The sequence below is a fragment of the Brevibacillus sp. TJ4 genome, assembly GCF_044627595.2.
Taxonomy (GTDB): domain Bacteria; phylum Bacillota; class Bacilli; order Brevibacillales; family Brevibacillaceae; genus Brevibacillus.
The window spans coordinates 2,571,123-2,583,570 of record NZ_CP185865.1; the positions used below are offsets into that span (position 1 = coordinate 2,571,123).

Annotated in this window: 17 protein-coding genes; all 17 read right to left on the reverse strand. The window is 54.9% G+C overall.

The genetic code is table 11. The annotated features are described in order from the left end of the window. Window positions 1–198: 198 nt before the first annotated feature. Complete coding sequence (locus tag ACAF76_RS12560; protein WP_400163893.1) at window positions 199–1,095, reverse strand: polyprenyl synthetase family protein; 897 nt, start codon at window positions 1,093–1,095, stop codon at window positions 199–201. Then, window positions 1,095–1,349 carry an exodeoxyribonuclease VII small subunit gene (gene xseB, locus ACAF76_RS12565; protein ID WP_400163894.1) on the reverse strand — a complete coding sequence of 85 codons (255 nt, stop codon included), beginning with the start codon at window positions 1,347–1,349 and terminating at the stop codon, window positions 1,095–1,097. The genes ACAF76_RS12560 and xseB overlap by 1 nt, the downstream gene beginning before the upstream one ends. Continuing rightward, complete coding sequence (gene xseA, locus ACAF76_RS12570; RefSeq protein ID WP_400163895.1) at window positions 1,318–2,697, reverse strand: exodeoxyribonuclease VII large subunit; 1,380 nt, start codon at window positions 2,695–2,697, stop codon at window positions 1,318–1,320. The genes xseB and xseA overlap by 32 nt, the downstream gene beginning before the upstream one ends. A 64-nt stretch (window positions 2,698–2,761) precedes the next feature. Further along, window positions 2,762–3,616 carry a bifunctional methylenetetrahydrofolate dehydrogenase/methenyltetrahydrofolate cyclohydrolase FolD gene (gene folD / locus ACAF76_RS12575; RefSeq protein ID WP_400163896.1) on the reverse strand — a complete coding sequence of 285 codons (855 nt, stop codon included), beginning with the start codon at window positions 3,614–3,616 and terminating at the stop codon, window positions 2,762–2,764. An 81-nt stretch (window positions 3,617–3,697) separates the two neighbouring features. Beyond that, a complete protein-coding gene (locus ACAF76_RS12580; protein WP_400163897.1) occupies window positions 3,698–4,666 on the reverse strand; it encodes an O-sialoglycoprotein endopeptidase in 969 nt (322 codons plus the stop codon). Between the two features lie 19 nt (window positions 4,667–4,685). Continuing rightward, the gene (gene nusB, locus ACAF76_RS12585; RefSeq protein ID WP_400163898.1) at window positions 4,686–5,090 is read right to left on the reverse strand and encodes a transcription antitermination factor NusB; all 405 of its coding nucleotides are present in this window, start codon (window positions 5,088–5,090) and stop codon (window positions 4,686–4,688) included. A gap of 73 nt (window positions 5,091–5,163) precedes the next feature. Beyond that, window positions 5,164–5,376 carry a DUF2273 domain-containing protein gene (locus tag ACAF76_RS12590; RefSeq protein WP_400163899.1) on the reverse strand — a complete coding sequence of 71 codons (213 nt, stop codon included), beginning with the start codon at window positions 5,374–5,376 and terminating at the stop codon, window positions 5,164–5,166. A gap of 12 nt (window positions 5,377–5,388) precedes the next feature. Then, window positions 5,389–5,952: an alkaline shock response membrane anchor protein AmaP gene (amaP, locus tag ACAF76_RS12595; RefSeq protein WP_400163900.1), complete on the reverse strand. Its 564-nt coding sequence runs from the start codon at window positions 5,950–5,952 to the stop codon at window positions 5,389–5,391. A gap of 111 nt (window positions 5,953–6,063) precedes the next feature. Beyond that, on the reverse strand, window positions 6,064–6,480 hold the full coding sequence (locus ACAF76_RS12600) for an Asp23/Gls24 family envelope stress response protein (RefSeq protein WP_400163901.1): 417 nt from the start codon (window positions 6,478–6,480) through the stop codon (window positions 6,064–6,066). Window positions 6,481–6,547: 67 nt separating this feature from the next. Continuing rightward, window positions 6,548–7,903, reverse strand: coding sequence for an acetyl-CoA carboxylase biotin carboxylase subunit (gene accC, locus ACAF76_RS12605; RefSeq protein ID WP_400163902.1), 1,356 nt, complete (start codon window positions 7,901–7,903; stop codon window positions 6,548–6,550). Window positions 7,904–7,921: 18 nt separating this feature from the next. Continuing rightward, a complete protein-coding gene (gene accB / locus ACAF76_RS12610) occupies window positions 7,922–8,413 on the reverse strand; it encodes an acetyl-CoA carboxylase biotin carboxyl carrier protein (protein ID WP_400163903.1) in 492 nt (163 codons plus the stop codon). A gap of 219 nt (window positions 8,414–8,632) precedes the next feature. Continuing rightward, a complete protein-coding gene (locus tag ACAF76_RS12615; RefSeq protein WP_400163904.1) occupies window positions 8,633–9,259 on the reverse strand; it encodes a SpoIIIAH-like family protein in 627 nt (208 codons plus the stop codon). 13 nt (window positions 9,260–9,272) lie between these two features. Beyond that, entirely contained in the window at window positions 9,273–9,914 is a 642-nt protein-coding gene (spoIIIAG, locus tag ACAF76_RS12620) for a stage III sporulation protein AG (RefSeq protein ID WP_400163905.1), read from the reverse strand. Window positions 9,915–9,951: 37 nt separating this feature from the next. Beyond that, window positions 9,952–10,617 (reverse strand): stage III sporulation protein AF, encoded by a 666-nt coding sequence (gene spoIIIAF, locus ACAF76_RS12625; RefSeq protein WP_400163906.1) that lies wholly within the window; start codon window positions 10,615–10,617, stop codon window positions 9,952–9,954. Window positions 10,618–10,627: 10 nt separating this feature from the next. Next, complete coding sequence (gene spoIIIAE, locus ACAF76_RS12630) at window positions 10,628–11,815, reverse strand: stage III sporulation protein AE (protein ID WP_400163907.1); 1,188 nt, start codon at window positions 11,813–11,815, stop codon at window positions 10,628–10,630. 16 nt (window positions 11,816–11,831) lie between these two features. Further along, window positions 11,832–12,221 (reverse strand): stage III sporulation protein AD, encoded by a 390-nt coding sequence (spoIIIAD, locus tag ACAF76_RS12635; RefSeq protein ID WP_400163908.1) that lies wholly within the window; start codon window positions 12,219–12,221, stop codon window positions 11,832–11,834. A 13-nt stretch (window positions 12,222–12,234) separates the two neighbouring features. Next, window positions 12,235–12,438, reverse strand: coding sequence for a stage III sporulation protein AC (spoIIIAC, locus tag ACAF76_RS12640; RefSeq protein WP_400163909.1), 204 nt, complete (start codon window positions 12,436–12,438; stop codon window positions 12,235–12,237). Window positions 12,439–12,448: the final 10 nt, after the last annotated feature.

Sequence of the window (12,448 nt, forward strand, 5' to 3'; positions counted from 1 at the left end):
AATAAAGCCTCTCGGATATCAGCTTGATTCATTATAACGGTTTCTTATGAAAAACACCACTTTTCCGCATATGTTGCCAATGGAAGAAAGCGGCTGCCCTTATTTTCCCTTGTAAGTACGCTCTGGTAAAACTGCACGTTACATCTCTTGCGCAAAAGAAAAAGCCGGCGATCCTTGCACGGAAAGCCAGCTTTCGGGTCAGTTTTTCCGGTTGCAGACGTAATCAGCGAGCTGCGGCAGGATCGAGTGGGACAGTCCTGCCTCGGCCAATGCCGTCTTCGCCTCGTCGATGAGCGCGTGCAGGCGTCGCCTTGATTCCTCCAGACCCAGCAGGGAGGGATAGGTTGCCTTCTCCCGGTCCGCGTCGCTGCCGACAGCTTTCCCCAGCAGCGCTGCGTCTCCTTCTACATTCAGGATGTCGTCCTGAATCTGAAAGGCGTGTCCGATGCATACGCCGTAGCGGGTGAGAGCCTCCATCTGCTCGTCGCTTGCTTCCGCCAAATATCCCCCGCCGCGCAAGGCAGCGACCAGCAGATCGCCCGTCTTGTGCTGATGGATGTACGACAACTGCTCCAGGTCGAGCCGTTTGCCCTCGCCTTCAATATCTGCCATCTGGCCGCCAACCATGCCCTGGGCGCCTGCCCGTTTGCCCAGTTCGGCGATCAGCTTGACGGTCGTGGCCGGCTGTACTTCCGGGTCTGCCTGATACGATTCGGCAATCAGCGAAAACGCGCGGGTCAGCAAGGCGTCGCCTGCCAGTATCGCGGTCGCTTCTCCGAACACCTTGTGGTTGGTCGGCTTGCCGCGGCGCAGATCGTCATCGTCCATGGCAGGCAGGTCGTCGTGGATCAGCGAGTATGTATGAATCATTTCCAGCGCACAGGCGAACGGAAGCCCGCGCTTTACAGGCTTGTCCAGTGCTTCGAGGACGGCCAGGACAAGCATCGGACGCAGCCGTTTGCCGCCCGCCATCAGCGAGTAACGCATCGATTCGTATAGCGAATCCGGAACCCCTTCCTGCTCTAAACAAGGCAGAAGATGTTGTTCAATGTAAGCAGTCTTTTCCGCCAAATAGGCCTGGAGTGTCCCCACCATCAAACTTCCCCTTCCACAGAAAACGCCTTCTGCTTTACCTGACCGTCTTCTTCAATCAACTGTGTAATTTTCGCTTCGATCGCATCCAGCTTTTGTCCGCAAATGCGGGACAAGGTGACGCCTTCCTGGTACAGATGGATCGCTTCCTCCAAAGGAATCTCTCCTTCTTCCAGTCGCTGGACGACTTCTTCCAGCCGCTTCATCGCTTCCTCGAATTGCAGGTCAACTTCTTGGTCCGTTTTCTTGCGAGCCATTTTCCTTCTCCTTCCGCTCGATTCGTTCGACGCTTGCCGTCACGCTTCCATCGTTCAATCGTACCATGAGCTTGTCGTCACGGGCAATCTGCTCCACCGATTTGATCAGCTCGTCGCCTCTGTAAACCAGTGAGTAGCCACGCTGCATGACCTTGAGCGGACTTAGTGCATCGAGATGGGCTACCCGTGAGGCAAAGGCTTGCTTCTTATGCCGCACATGGGCTCTCATCCGCTCGTCGAGAGTTGCGCGCAAGGCGCCGACCCGCTTGCGCTGCTCCTCTACCTGACCGCTCAGCCGATAGCGCCTGATCCGCTCTTCCAGCCGACCGTACTGCTCATGCCTTGCGCGCAGCAACTGGCGAATCGACTTGCGCATGCGAAGCTGCAGCGTGTCGAGATGCTGGGCAGCCTCCTCCAGACGTCGTTGGGGCTGACGCATCGCATACGAGCCAGCCAGCCGCTCCAGCCGTTTTCGCTCGGCGGACAGGCGCTGCTGAACCGAGCGCTGAAGCCGGATGTCGAGCTGCCGCACGCGCTCCTGCCATTCCAAATAATGCGGGACAGCCAGTTCCGCCGCCGCAGTCGGGGTCGCGGCGCGAACGTCGGCAACAAAATCGGCAATCGTCACATCCGTCTCATGTCCGACCGCAGAGATGACCGGAATCGAGGAGGTGGCAATGGCCCGTGCGACCAGCTCGTCATTGAAAGCCCACAGCTCTTCGATCGAGCCGCCGCCGCGCCCGACGATGAGCACATCGATACCTGGATGCGTGTTGATCATGCGAATCGCCTTGACGATCGATGGCGGTGCCTCGACGCCCTGGACGAGAGCGGGAGCGAGTACGATTTCCGCCTGCGGATAGCGGCGTTTGATCGTCGTGCAAATATCGCGGATGGCAGCCCCGGTAGGCGACGTGACCACCCCTACTTTTTTCGGAAAGCGAGGCAGCTGCCGCTTTCGTTCCGCAGCGAAAAGCCCTTCCGCCGCCAGCTTTTCTTTCAATTGCTCGAACGCCAGATAGAGCGAGCCCAGACCGTCCGGCTGCATCTCCCTGGCGTACAACTGGTACGCTCCGTCCCGCTCAAAGGCAGAAATGGAACCACGCACGATCGCCTTGGTTCCATTCTTGGGCAGAAAGCGAAGAAAACGGTTATAGCTGGCAAACATCACGATTTTCAGTCTGGATTGGTCATCCTTCAGCGTGAAGTACATATGGCCGCTGGTGTGGTGGGTAAAATTGGAGATTTCTCCGCGTACCCATACGTCCTGCAGCAGCGCTTCCCGTTCCAGCAGTTGTTTGATCCTGCGGTTCAACTGGCTGACTGATAAAATATCCTGAATCGCCATACGCCCCTCCCCTGGCATTGCCCGTCGCGCTGACACCCCCGGCATCAGGCGTGTCCCGCGATGCTTACAATCCTGCTTGCGCCTTGGCGGCAAGCACCGTATTTTTCAACAGCATGGTGATCGTCATCGGTCCGACTCCACCTGGCACCGGCGTCAAATAGCTGGCTACTTCCTGTACTTCGTCAAACTTGACGTCGCCGACCAGCTTGCCAGACTCGATCCGGTTGACCCCGACATCGATTACGACCGCGCCCGGCTTTACGTGTTCCTTGCCAATCATGTGCGGTTTGCCCGTCGCGACGACGAGAATGTCCGCCTTTTGCGTAAACTCCTGCAAGTTTTGCGTGCGGGAGTGGCACATCGTCACAGTCGCGTTTTCCTGCTGCAGCAGCAATGCCACCGGTTTGCCGACGATATTGCTGCGGCCGATAACGACGGCGTGCTTGCCGGCGATTTCCGTACCTGTCCGCTTGATCAGCTCGATTACCCCGTGCGGCGTGCATGGCAAGAGCGTCTTGTTGCCGATCACCATATTGCCGACGCTGATCGGATGGAAGCCGTCCACGTCTTTGGATGGATGAATCGCTTCAATAATAGCCGTTTCAGAAATATGCGCAGGCAGTGGAAGCTGAACCAAAATGCCGTGAACATTCGGATTCTGGTTCAATTCCTCGATGATCCCGACAAGTTCTGCTTCTGTCGTCGCAGCATCCTTCAAGATGATCTCGGAGCGGATGCCGACTTCTGCACAGCCTTTTTCCTTGCCGCGCACGTACGAGTGGGAAGCCGGGTCATCTCCGACCAGAACCACTGTCAAGCCGGGCGTAAGCCCCTGTTTTTTCAGCTCGTTTACTTCTTCCGCCAATTCGGCGCGGATGCTCGCCGCTACTTCTTTGCCCTGGAGAATCGTTGCAGCCATGGAAAAATGGCCCCCTTCATCACGTTGTTACCCTTAGTGTAGCGATTTGTGCGGTTGGTGTAAAGGCGAATCATAAAATGTTTAGCCCTCATTAATGTTCGCTTTTTGCTTCATCCAACCCAGCATCGCTACGCCGTATGCGTTGTCTCCGGAGTACACCGGATCGCAAAAGTACAGCTTCATGTTGACAGCAGGGTGCTCCAGGCGTTTGACCAACCGTTCCCGAATATACTGGTTGGCTGCGACCCCGCCGACGATCAGCACCTCGTTCGGAAGTCCCTGCTCACGGGCGTTGCGCAGCACCTTCTCCAGCGTATTGGCGATGCACTGTTCGGTCGCCCTGGCAATCTCCGCCTGCCCCGCAGCGCCTGCTTCGATCGCCCGCAGCAAGGATGCTTCCGGACCTGAGAAGCTGAAGGACAGTCCTTCCACCGCTGAACTGACGCGAAACTCCTCCTGTGCACCCCGGGCAAGCTGCTCGAGCTGCGGTCCGGCCGGAAAGGACATACCCATCGCTACGCCGATCCGGTCCACGAGTTGACCCGCATGCAAGTCGATGGTTCCGCCGACCTTTTCAATGCTGTAGCCAGCCTGCTGGCGTTCGCAAAGCAACAGCTCGCTTGTACCGCCGGACAGGTGAACCGCCAAGAATCGGTCTTGTACAGGGCGGCTCTCTGCCGTGTACTCCCCGGCTGCAATATGCCCCTCCTGATGGGTAGTCAAATACAGCGGCACCTGCAAATAGACGGACAATGAACGAGCCAGGCCCTCGCCCACTTTAAACACCGGCATGTACGACTGATCGACCGGCCGTGGCTTCTCGCTTACGCATACGGCTGCGATCTCGTACTCGCTCCAGCCCATTCGTTCACTTAATTCCGGCAGGTTCATCACATGCTGAAAGACGGCTTCGGATTGCTGCAGTCCACGCTTTCCCTCCTTCACCTTGAGGAGGCGCTTCTCTTCTGCGACAATCCGGCCGTCTTCCTGAGCCAAGCAGAGTGATGTCCGGTAATTGCTCGTGTCAATGCCCAACAATACCTTGGTCATGCTCTACGTCCCCCGTCTGCTACGCCTGCGCTGTTTTCCGCGACTGCAAAAAGCTGGAGAGCACGCCGTTGATATAGCGGTGCGACTGCTCATCGCTAAACAGCTTGGCAATTTCAATCGCTTCGTTCATTACCACCTTGTCCGGTGTGTTTTGGTCAAACATGATCTCGAAGAAAGCGAGTCTGAGAATTGCCCTGTCTACGTTGGCAATCCGCTCAAGCTGCCAGCCGCGCAAGTATTTCTTGATCTCATTGTCGATTTCGCTCTGATGCTCCATTACGCCTTCGAGCAGATAGTACAAAAACTGTGTATCCTCATCCGAATCTTCCATGACCATGGAGACTGCCTCTTTCAGCGGAACCTCTGCCATGTCGATCTGAAACAGGCACTGGACTGCCTTTTCTCGTGCTGTTCTACGCTTCATTCTTCCATTCACCTACTAATCAACGTGAGTTTAGGGAGCGATCAAGCCGCGCCTGATTCCCCCAAGCCTATATTTACCGAAACTTCCCCGGAAGAATTCGGTCGAGGATGTCCCGCAAATCCTCTTTGTGATCCAATTTCCGTCCAATGTAAAAACCGGTTCCGATAAACACGACAAACACCAGTGTATCCCAAAAACCGACGAGAAGGTAGACGATCCCGAAAAAAATTCCCGCCAGGATCCCCAGTAGTTTCCCCTTATGTTCCCACAACAACTCCCAGTTCATGGCGCTCACCTTCTATTCTACTCGTTTGCGAACAGCGTAATTTTCCTGCTGAACCACTTCCGTCACGACGACAGCTACTTCGGTAATCAACAGTCCCGTAATTCGCTCTACCTGCTCTTTCACTTCGCTTTGCAGTTGGTTCGTCAACTCCGGAAACGGTGTCTCACCGTCTACAGAGACGCGCAAGGAAATCATCGTACCGCTGTCCAATACCTTGACCGCCGTTTTCAGATCGCGAATCCCTTTTACCTGTCTGGCTGCCCGCTCGGCAATAGCCTGAATCGTCGGGATCGTGATGTTGATTTCCCCCAGATCAGTACGCTGGCGAATGCCGCGGTCTGCTTTCGGTTTGCGGGAACGAAATGAGCTGAAAAAGAAGCGGAGACTGACAATGAGGAAGAGAATGGCGACGATCAAGTAGGCGAGGTTGGTTCCCGCCAGCATCTGATCGATGTATGGACGGAAAACCTCCGGAGCGAACCACCCGCTGGTAGCTACAATCATCATGCAGGACAAGACAATCAGGGCAAAGCTGTATATCGTCAGGATAAATCGGTCAAACAAGTTCACATGCATCTCTCCTTTCAGCCCGCTCCCCGCTCTCTGCCAGGCAAGGGTTCGAAATCCCCACTGGCAGATGATGCGGAAAATGCCCCCTGATTACAGGGGGCATCCAGCCGCTGCTTGTTAACGTACGCGTTGATACTCTTCTACTGCCGCCGCAGGCGGTGCTTTTTCCTCGGCCTTCAGTTCTACATCAACGATATGTACATTTACTTCTACAACTGACAGCCCTGTCATGCTCTCGATACCGTTGCGGACGCTTTCTTGAATATCGCGAGCAACATCAGGAATGCGATGACCGTATTTCACGATAATAGACACATCAACTGCCGCTTCGCGGGAGCCGACTTCTACCCGAACGCCGCGGGCTATATTTTTACGACCCAATCGTTCTGCTATTTCACCGACAAATCCGCCGCTCATCGAGGCTACGCCTTCCACTTCAGCGGCTGCCATCCCCGCGATCACTTCCAAAACTTCGGGAGCAATCTGCACTTTGCCAAGCTCTGTTTTTTCTAAATCAGATGCAAATTCTTCCACGTTTCGCACCTCCCTTGTGGTTTGTATTCCATTATAACAATATGAAGCCTTATTTACAAACCAAGCCTTATTCTTCGCTCAAATCGAGGGGGTAGTTTTCCAAAAATTTTGTGTCAAAATCTCCCCCGACAAAAACTTCGTGTTCGAGCACTTTCAAGTGGAACGGAATGGTCGTGGAAATGCCACCGACGACAAACTCCTCCAGCGCCCGCTTCATCCGCGCAATCGCTTCATCGCGGTCTTTGCCCCAGACGATCAGCTTGGCGATCATCGAATCGTAGTAAGGCGGGATCGTATAGCCTGCGTAGGCTGCGCTGTCCACGCGAACGCCAAAGCCACCCGGCGGCAGGTAATCCGTGATCTGACCCGGAGACGGCATGAAGTTTTTCGCCGGATTCTCGGCGTTGATGCGACATTCGATCGCCCACCCGTCCAGTTTCACTTCATCCTGGGTAAAGGAGAGCGGGTGGCCAGCCGCTACCGTAATCTGCTCCTTGATCAGGTCGTAACCTGTAACCAGTTCGGTAACGGGGTGTTCCACCTGAATCCGCGTGTTCATTTCCATGAAGTAGAATTTCCCGTGTTTGTCCAGAAGGAATTCGACCGTACCGGCACCGTGGTAGTTGACAGCGCGTGCTGCCGCTACTGCCGCTTCCCCCATTTGGGCGCGAAGCTCTGGGCTCAAGGCTGGAGAAGGCGCTTCTTCGATCAATTTCTGGTGACGGCGCTGAATCGAGCAGTCCCGCTCACCCAGGTAGACAACATTGCCGTGTTTGTCTGCCATGATCTGGATTTCTACGTGGCGCGGCCCCTCGACGAACTTCTCCAGATAGACGCCAGGGTTGCCGAAGGCCGTCTTCGCTTCGTTCTGCGCCTGACGGATCGCCTTTTCCAAATCCTCGTCGTCGACTGCTACGCGCATACCGCGTCCGCCGCCGCCCGCTGTCGCCTTCACCATCACGGGATAGCCGATTTCGTTGGCCGTGCGAATCGCCTCGGCAATATCCTCGACAAGTCCGTCAGTGCCTGGGACTGTCGGAACTCCTGCTGACTTCATCGTTTCCTTGGCCGTCGACTTGTCGCCCATCTTGATGATCGCTTCCGGGTCCGGTCCGATAAAGGTAATGTTGCAAGCTGCGCAAATTTCTGCAAAATCAGCGTTCTCCGCCAAAAACCCGTACCCGGGGTGGATGGCGTCCGCCCCTACTTTGGTGGCTACGCTCATAATGTTGGCGATGCTCAGGTAGCTCTCTTTTGACGTTTTCGGGCCAATGCAATACGCTTCGTCTGCCAGTTTGACATGCAGCGCTTCGCGGTCTGCATCAGAGTAGACAGCGACCGTACGAATGCCCAGTTCGCGGCAGGCACGGATGACGCGTACAGCAATCTCGCCGCGGTTGGCAATCAATACTTTTTGAAACATTTCGCTTCCTCCCCTGTTTTATTCCGGCTTAACCAAGAACAGCGGCTGACCGTACTCGACCAGTTGGCCATCTTCAACCAGCACTTTGACGATCTCGCCTTCCACTTCTGCTTCGATTTCGTTGAACAGCTTCATCGCCTCGACGATGCAGACGACCTTGTTCTTGGTCACCTTGTCGCCCACCTGCACGTAGGCTGGCTTGCCAGGCTCCGGCGATTTGTAGAAGGTTCCGACCATCGGAGAGACAATCCGGTACAAGTCTACCTCTGCCTCCGCAGGAGCTGCCTTCGGTGCTTCCGCTACCGGTGCAGCAGCAGGTGCAGCTTGAGCAGGCGCTGCCGCTACAGGCGCAACAGGAGCCGGAGCAACAGCTTGGGAGACGACGACAGTCTCGGCTCCGGACGATTTTTTCAAAGATACTTTGCCATCCTCTGTTTCAAGTTTGAACTCTTGAATGGAAGATTGATCAATCAGCTTGATAATTTCGCGAATTTCATGGATTTTCAACACAATTACGCACTCCTTCGTCTCAGTAGGTGTTCGCAGAGTTTTTCTATGTAATCTCTAGGAGCAGACATAAATTCATGGTAGCCGTTAGGCATGTACACGTCAAGAAAGGATTTCCCCTCTCTTTCTTGCAAAGAATGAAAGAGGAAATCCTTTACCATCATTCCCGATTCCCGCCACTGTTATAAGCGGCCATCGGCAAGTTGCAGGCTCATGGCACGTTCAGGAGGATTGGAACTTCACCGTGACATTCGTCGCCGGGACATTGAGCTGCTGTTTGACGTGAGCGATAATCTCGACCGCTTCACTGGCGCTCAGTTGGTCTTTTTGCACGATGACCGTCACTTTGTCATCCTGCATGAAGACGACAGCGTCCTGGTAGCCGCTCGCTTTCAGCATTTCTTCCACAGTCAAGGTAGCGTTATCGAGGGTGGAAAGTTCTTCGTGCTTGGCTTTTGCCTCAGCGACTGCCTGCGGAGAGGAATCGGGATTGCTCATAATCGCGAGCTGCTCGTCTTTTTGCTGCTGGATTTGCGCTTCCCGCTTCATTTTGTAGCCTTGGAAGACTTCACTCGGGGTATCTGCGACCGGCATCGGCAATCCGCCTGTCGGGACTGGTGCTTCCGTGTTTTCTGTGTCGGGCGCTTCGACGGGAGTCGCTTCTGGCGGCTGGTCTACTTGTTTGGATTCGACGACCACGCCTGCAATCGGATCTTGTTTGTTCACTGCCTGCTGCTCGCCGGAGACGGGCACCTGCTCCTGCGGTCCCCTGGCCAGGTAGTAGCCGGACAGGACGACCATCACCGCCAGCATTGTCAACAGCCAAACCGTTTGTCTTTTCAGCATCATCGCACATTACCTCCTACCCTTTTTTGGGCAAAATGGATATCTTGTAGACGGGGACGTCCAGAACTTTCTGTACGGCTTCTGTAATCCACGCCTTGACCTGGATGTTGTCGGCTCCCTTCGCAACGACGAGTACGCCGCGGACGCGTGGTTTCATCGTTTTGACGATGACGGGCTGATCCTGCTTGTCGCCCTGGATAATCACCACCTGTTCATCCCGACTTTGGTCATTTTGGTTGCGGGTGGCTTTGTCCTTGTCCACCTCTTGGTTGGTGGAGGAGCTGGCCCGCGTATTCTTTTCCATGACCAGCTCCGGGGTCGACTCCAGATTTACCATCACTTCCACTTCCCCGACGCCTATGACAGTGGAGAGAATTTCCGCGAGCTGCGTCTCGTACATGTTCTCGTACTCGGCGATGAGATCAGGCGCCCCACCCTTGCCCATGGTCGGTGCTGCTGCCAGCATGTCAGGAGGAGCCGATGTGTCGCTCTCCACCCCACCCAGTCCAAGCGGCTGATCCCTCTCCACCTGCAAAAAGTCGGTAAGGATCATAATCGCCATCCCGATCCCCAAAATGACGATGAGGTAGTGAATCGGCTTCAATGTTTTGTTCCCGCCTTCGTCGCCCGCCCACAACTGTTTCAGCTTTTCTAACATCATTCTCACCTCTCTTTGCCTGGACCGAAAAATCCGTTCAGCGCCTTTCGCCTTGTGAAGACTCGTCCTTCACGACTACCTGGTTGCTGGCTAGTCCCCATCTGGCGGCGATGTCGCTGGCGATCTGTGCGTGAAGGGAATTCGGCTGCTGCACGCTGACTTCCTGATCGGGCGGATCGACCTGTGGGGCGGTTACCGGATTGACGCTGATTTCGATCGGTTGGATGGGCTGGATCGGCCGCACCGCTGCCTCCTCGTCCGCTACGCTGTCTGTGACGACAAGTTCGATTCGCTGCAGCACAGGTTGTTCGGGGTTGTCTTGGTTCATTACAATTTCTATATGCTGGACATCCATCCCGTATGCTTGTTTCACGCTCTCCTTTACAGAAGCGCTCACCTGCTCACGGACGTAGGCTGTTACCTGATCGTCCTGGTGTCTCAACAGCTTGTCGGTGATCCGCTTCCACTCCTCGTCCGCAGGCTTGTCTAGCTCCTGCTGGTACTGGTCCAATCGCAGCGCCAGGTCATCCTGCGACAGACTGAACAGCGCAAACACCGGGGAAATGATCGTCAGGAGCAGGATCAACCCCATGACCATCTTCACGTACCGCTGCAGGCTCGTATTGGGCAGGATCAGGTCGAGAAAGGCGCCAAGCAGGACCACGAGGATGATTTTTTTCAGCCACAGCGTTAACCAGGTCATCTCTTCTCACCTACCGAACCATCATGGAGATATTGCCCGCGGCGATAATCATCGTGATCGCCAAAAAGAACATCAGCCCGACTGTAGCCAGGGCGGCAAAGACGAACAGCAGGCTTTTGCCGATCGTCCCCAGCGCCGTAATGATCGGGCTTGAGCCGAGCGGCTGCAAAATCGCCGACGAGATGTTGTAAATCATCGCCAGCACGAGAATCTTCAACGCCGGAAACGCGCACATGATCAGCAAAATGATCACCCCGGCCAGTCCTACCGCATTTTTGACAAGCAGAGATGCGTTCAGTACCGTATCTGCGGCATCGGAAAACATCCGCCCGACGATAGGCACGAAGTTGCCCGTCAAGTATTTGGCTGTCCGCAGCGTGACCCCGTCCGTGACGGCAGTCGCTGTTCCCTGGATCGACATTACGGCGAGGAAAATCGTCAGAAACGAGCCGAGGACGCCCATCGCGATGTTGCGCAGCAGCGTAGCCAACTGGGTCACCTTGTACCTCTCCGAAAACAGGCTGACAATGGAGAGCAAGGCTGACAGAAACAGCAAGGGAAATACGACATACGTAATGATCATCCCGCTGATGTTGATCATAAAGATGATCAACGGATGAAACATCGTCGCCGTAGCGAGATTGCCCACCGACGCGAGCAGCGCGATCACCAGCGGAATCATCGCGAGCATGAAGTCGGACATGTTGGTAATCGCGTCTCTGGCATAGGAGATAGCCAGGTGGAAGCTGTTGATCGCAAGCACCATCAAGACCAGGTACGTAATCGAATAGGCGACGGTGGAGACGGTGTTTCGTTCAAAGGCGTTCTGCATCGTCTCCAGCAGCATCGCGAATACGGTGATGATGATAATCGAGCTGAGCAGCTTGCCGTTCATCAAAATTTCGTGAAACACAAAGGAAGCAAGTCCTTTTACAAAGCCTGATATACTCAAATCTCCCTGCTGCATCAGCAACTGGACGAAGCCCTGTGACTTCAGGTCTGGCAGGTAGCCTTCGTACTCGCGCTGCAATTGACGCCAATACTGCTCGACGCTCTCGACGTGGAGATTGCCTACCTGCTGCTCGACCAGATCCTGAATCGGGCTGTTTGTCGGGGGACCTGACGTCGCTGCGAGGGCTTGTACAGGGATAGAAAAAAAGAACAGAAAAAGCGTGATCGTCCAGACCAGACGCGCCATCGGCACCCACCTCCTCTCATGCAGGCAGCAAATCGATCACCGTTTCGATAATGATCTGGATGATCGGCACGGCCATGACCAGAATCAGCACTTTTCCTGCCATCTCGATCTTGGAGGCGATCGCCCCCTGCCCCGCATCTCTTGTCATTTGCGCACCGAATTCGGCGATATAGGCAATTCCGATAATTTTCAGGATCGTCTCCAGAAAGACGAGATGCAGGTCTGCCTGCACCGCCAATCGTTCCAGTACCGCAATTACTTCTGCGATCTTGTCGATAAGAAAGTAAAAGATAATGACGCCGCTGGCCACAGCCAACAAGAACGCGAACATCGGCTTCTGTTCCTTGATGACCAGGGCCAGGATCGTCGCAATCAGTCCCAAGCCGACGATTTGTACGATTTCCATGCGGTCTCCCTCCTCAATTGAACAAGAAGACCCGTTTTACCTCGGTAAACAAGTCGCCGACGTAGTGAACTACCATGAACAGGACGATAATAAACCCGACCAGCGTCGCCCAATGCGCGATATCTTCTTTACCTGCCTGCTTCAGAACCGTTTGCAGGATGGCTGTTATAAACCCTACCGCCCCGATTTGAAAAACAGGTGCCAGATCAAAATCCATTGTGAACACC

What these genes read in the sequence shown, in the direction of transcription:
- ACAF76_RS12560 (WP_400163893.1), bottom strand. Translation starts at nt 1,095, where the DNA reads ATGGTGGGGACACTCCAGGCCTATTTGGCGGAAAAGACTGCTTACATT.
- xseB (WP_400163894.1), bottom strand. Translation starts at nt 1,349, where the DNA reads ATGGCTCGCAAGAAAACGGACCAAGAAGTTGACCTGCAATTCGAGGAA.
- ACAF76_RS12615 (WP_400163904.1), bottom strand. Translation starts at nt 9,259, where the DNA reads ATGATGCTGAAAAGACAAACGGTTTGGCTGTTGACAATGCTGGCGGTG.
- amaP (WP_400163900.1), bottom strand. Translation starts at nt 5,952, where the DNA reads ATGCATGTGAACTTGTTTGACCGATTTATCCTGACGATATACAGCTTT.
- ACAF76_RS12590 (WP_400163899.1), bottom strand. Translation starts at nt 5,376, where the DNA reads ATGAACTGGGAGTTGTTGTGGGAACATAAGGGGAAACTACTGGGGATC.
- spoIIIAC (WP_400163909.1), bottom strand. Translation starts at nt 12,438, where the DNA reads ATGGATTTTGATCTGGCACCTGTTTTTCAAATCGGGGCGGTAGGGTTT.
- xseA (WP_400163895.1), bottom strand. Translation starts at nt 2,697, where the DNA reads ATGGCGATTCAGGATATTTTATCAGTCAGCCAGTTGAACCGCAGGATC.
- ACAF76_RS12580 (WP_400163897.1), bottom strand. Translation starts at nt 4,666, where the DNA reads ATGACCAAGGTATTGTTGGGCATTGACACGAGCAATTACCGGACATCA.
- spoIIIAF (WP_400163906.1), bottom strand. Translation starts at nt 10,617, where the DNA reads ATGACCTGGTTAACGCTGTGGCTGAAAAAAATCATCCTCGTGGTCCTG.
- folD (WP_400163896.1), bottom strand. Translation starts at nt 3,616, where the DNA reads ATGGCTGCAACGATTCTCCAGGGCAAAGAAGTAGCGGCGAGCATCCGC.
- spoIIIAD (WP_400163908.1), bottom strand. Translation starts at nt 12,221, where the DNA reads ATGGAAATCGTACAAATCGTCGGCTTGGGACTGATTGCGACGATCCTG.
- spoIIIAE (WP_400163907.1), bottom strand. Translation starts at nt 11,815, where the DNA reads ATGGCGCGTCTGGTCTGGACGATCACGCTTTTTCTGTTCTTTTTTTCT.
- spoIIIAG (WP_400163905.1), bottom strand. Translation starts at nt 9,914, where the DNA reads ATGTTAGAAAAGCTGAAACAGTTGTGGGCGGGCGACGAAGGCGGGAAC.
- nusB (WP_400163898.1), bottom strand. Translation starts at nt 5,090, where the DNA reads ATGAAGCGTAGAACAGCACGAGAAAAGGCAGTCCAGTGCCTGTTTCAG.
- accC (WP_400163902.1), bottom strand. Translation starts at nt 7,903, where the DNA reads ATGTTTCAAAAAGTATTGATTGCCAACCGCGGCGAGATTGCTGTACGC.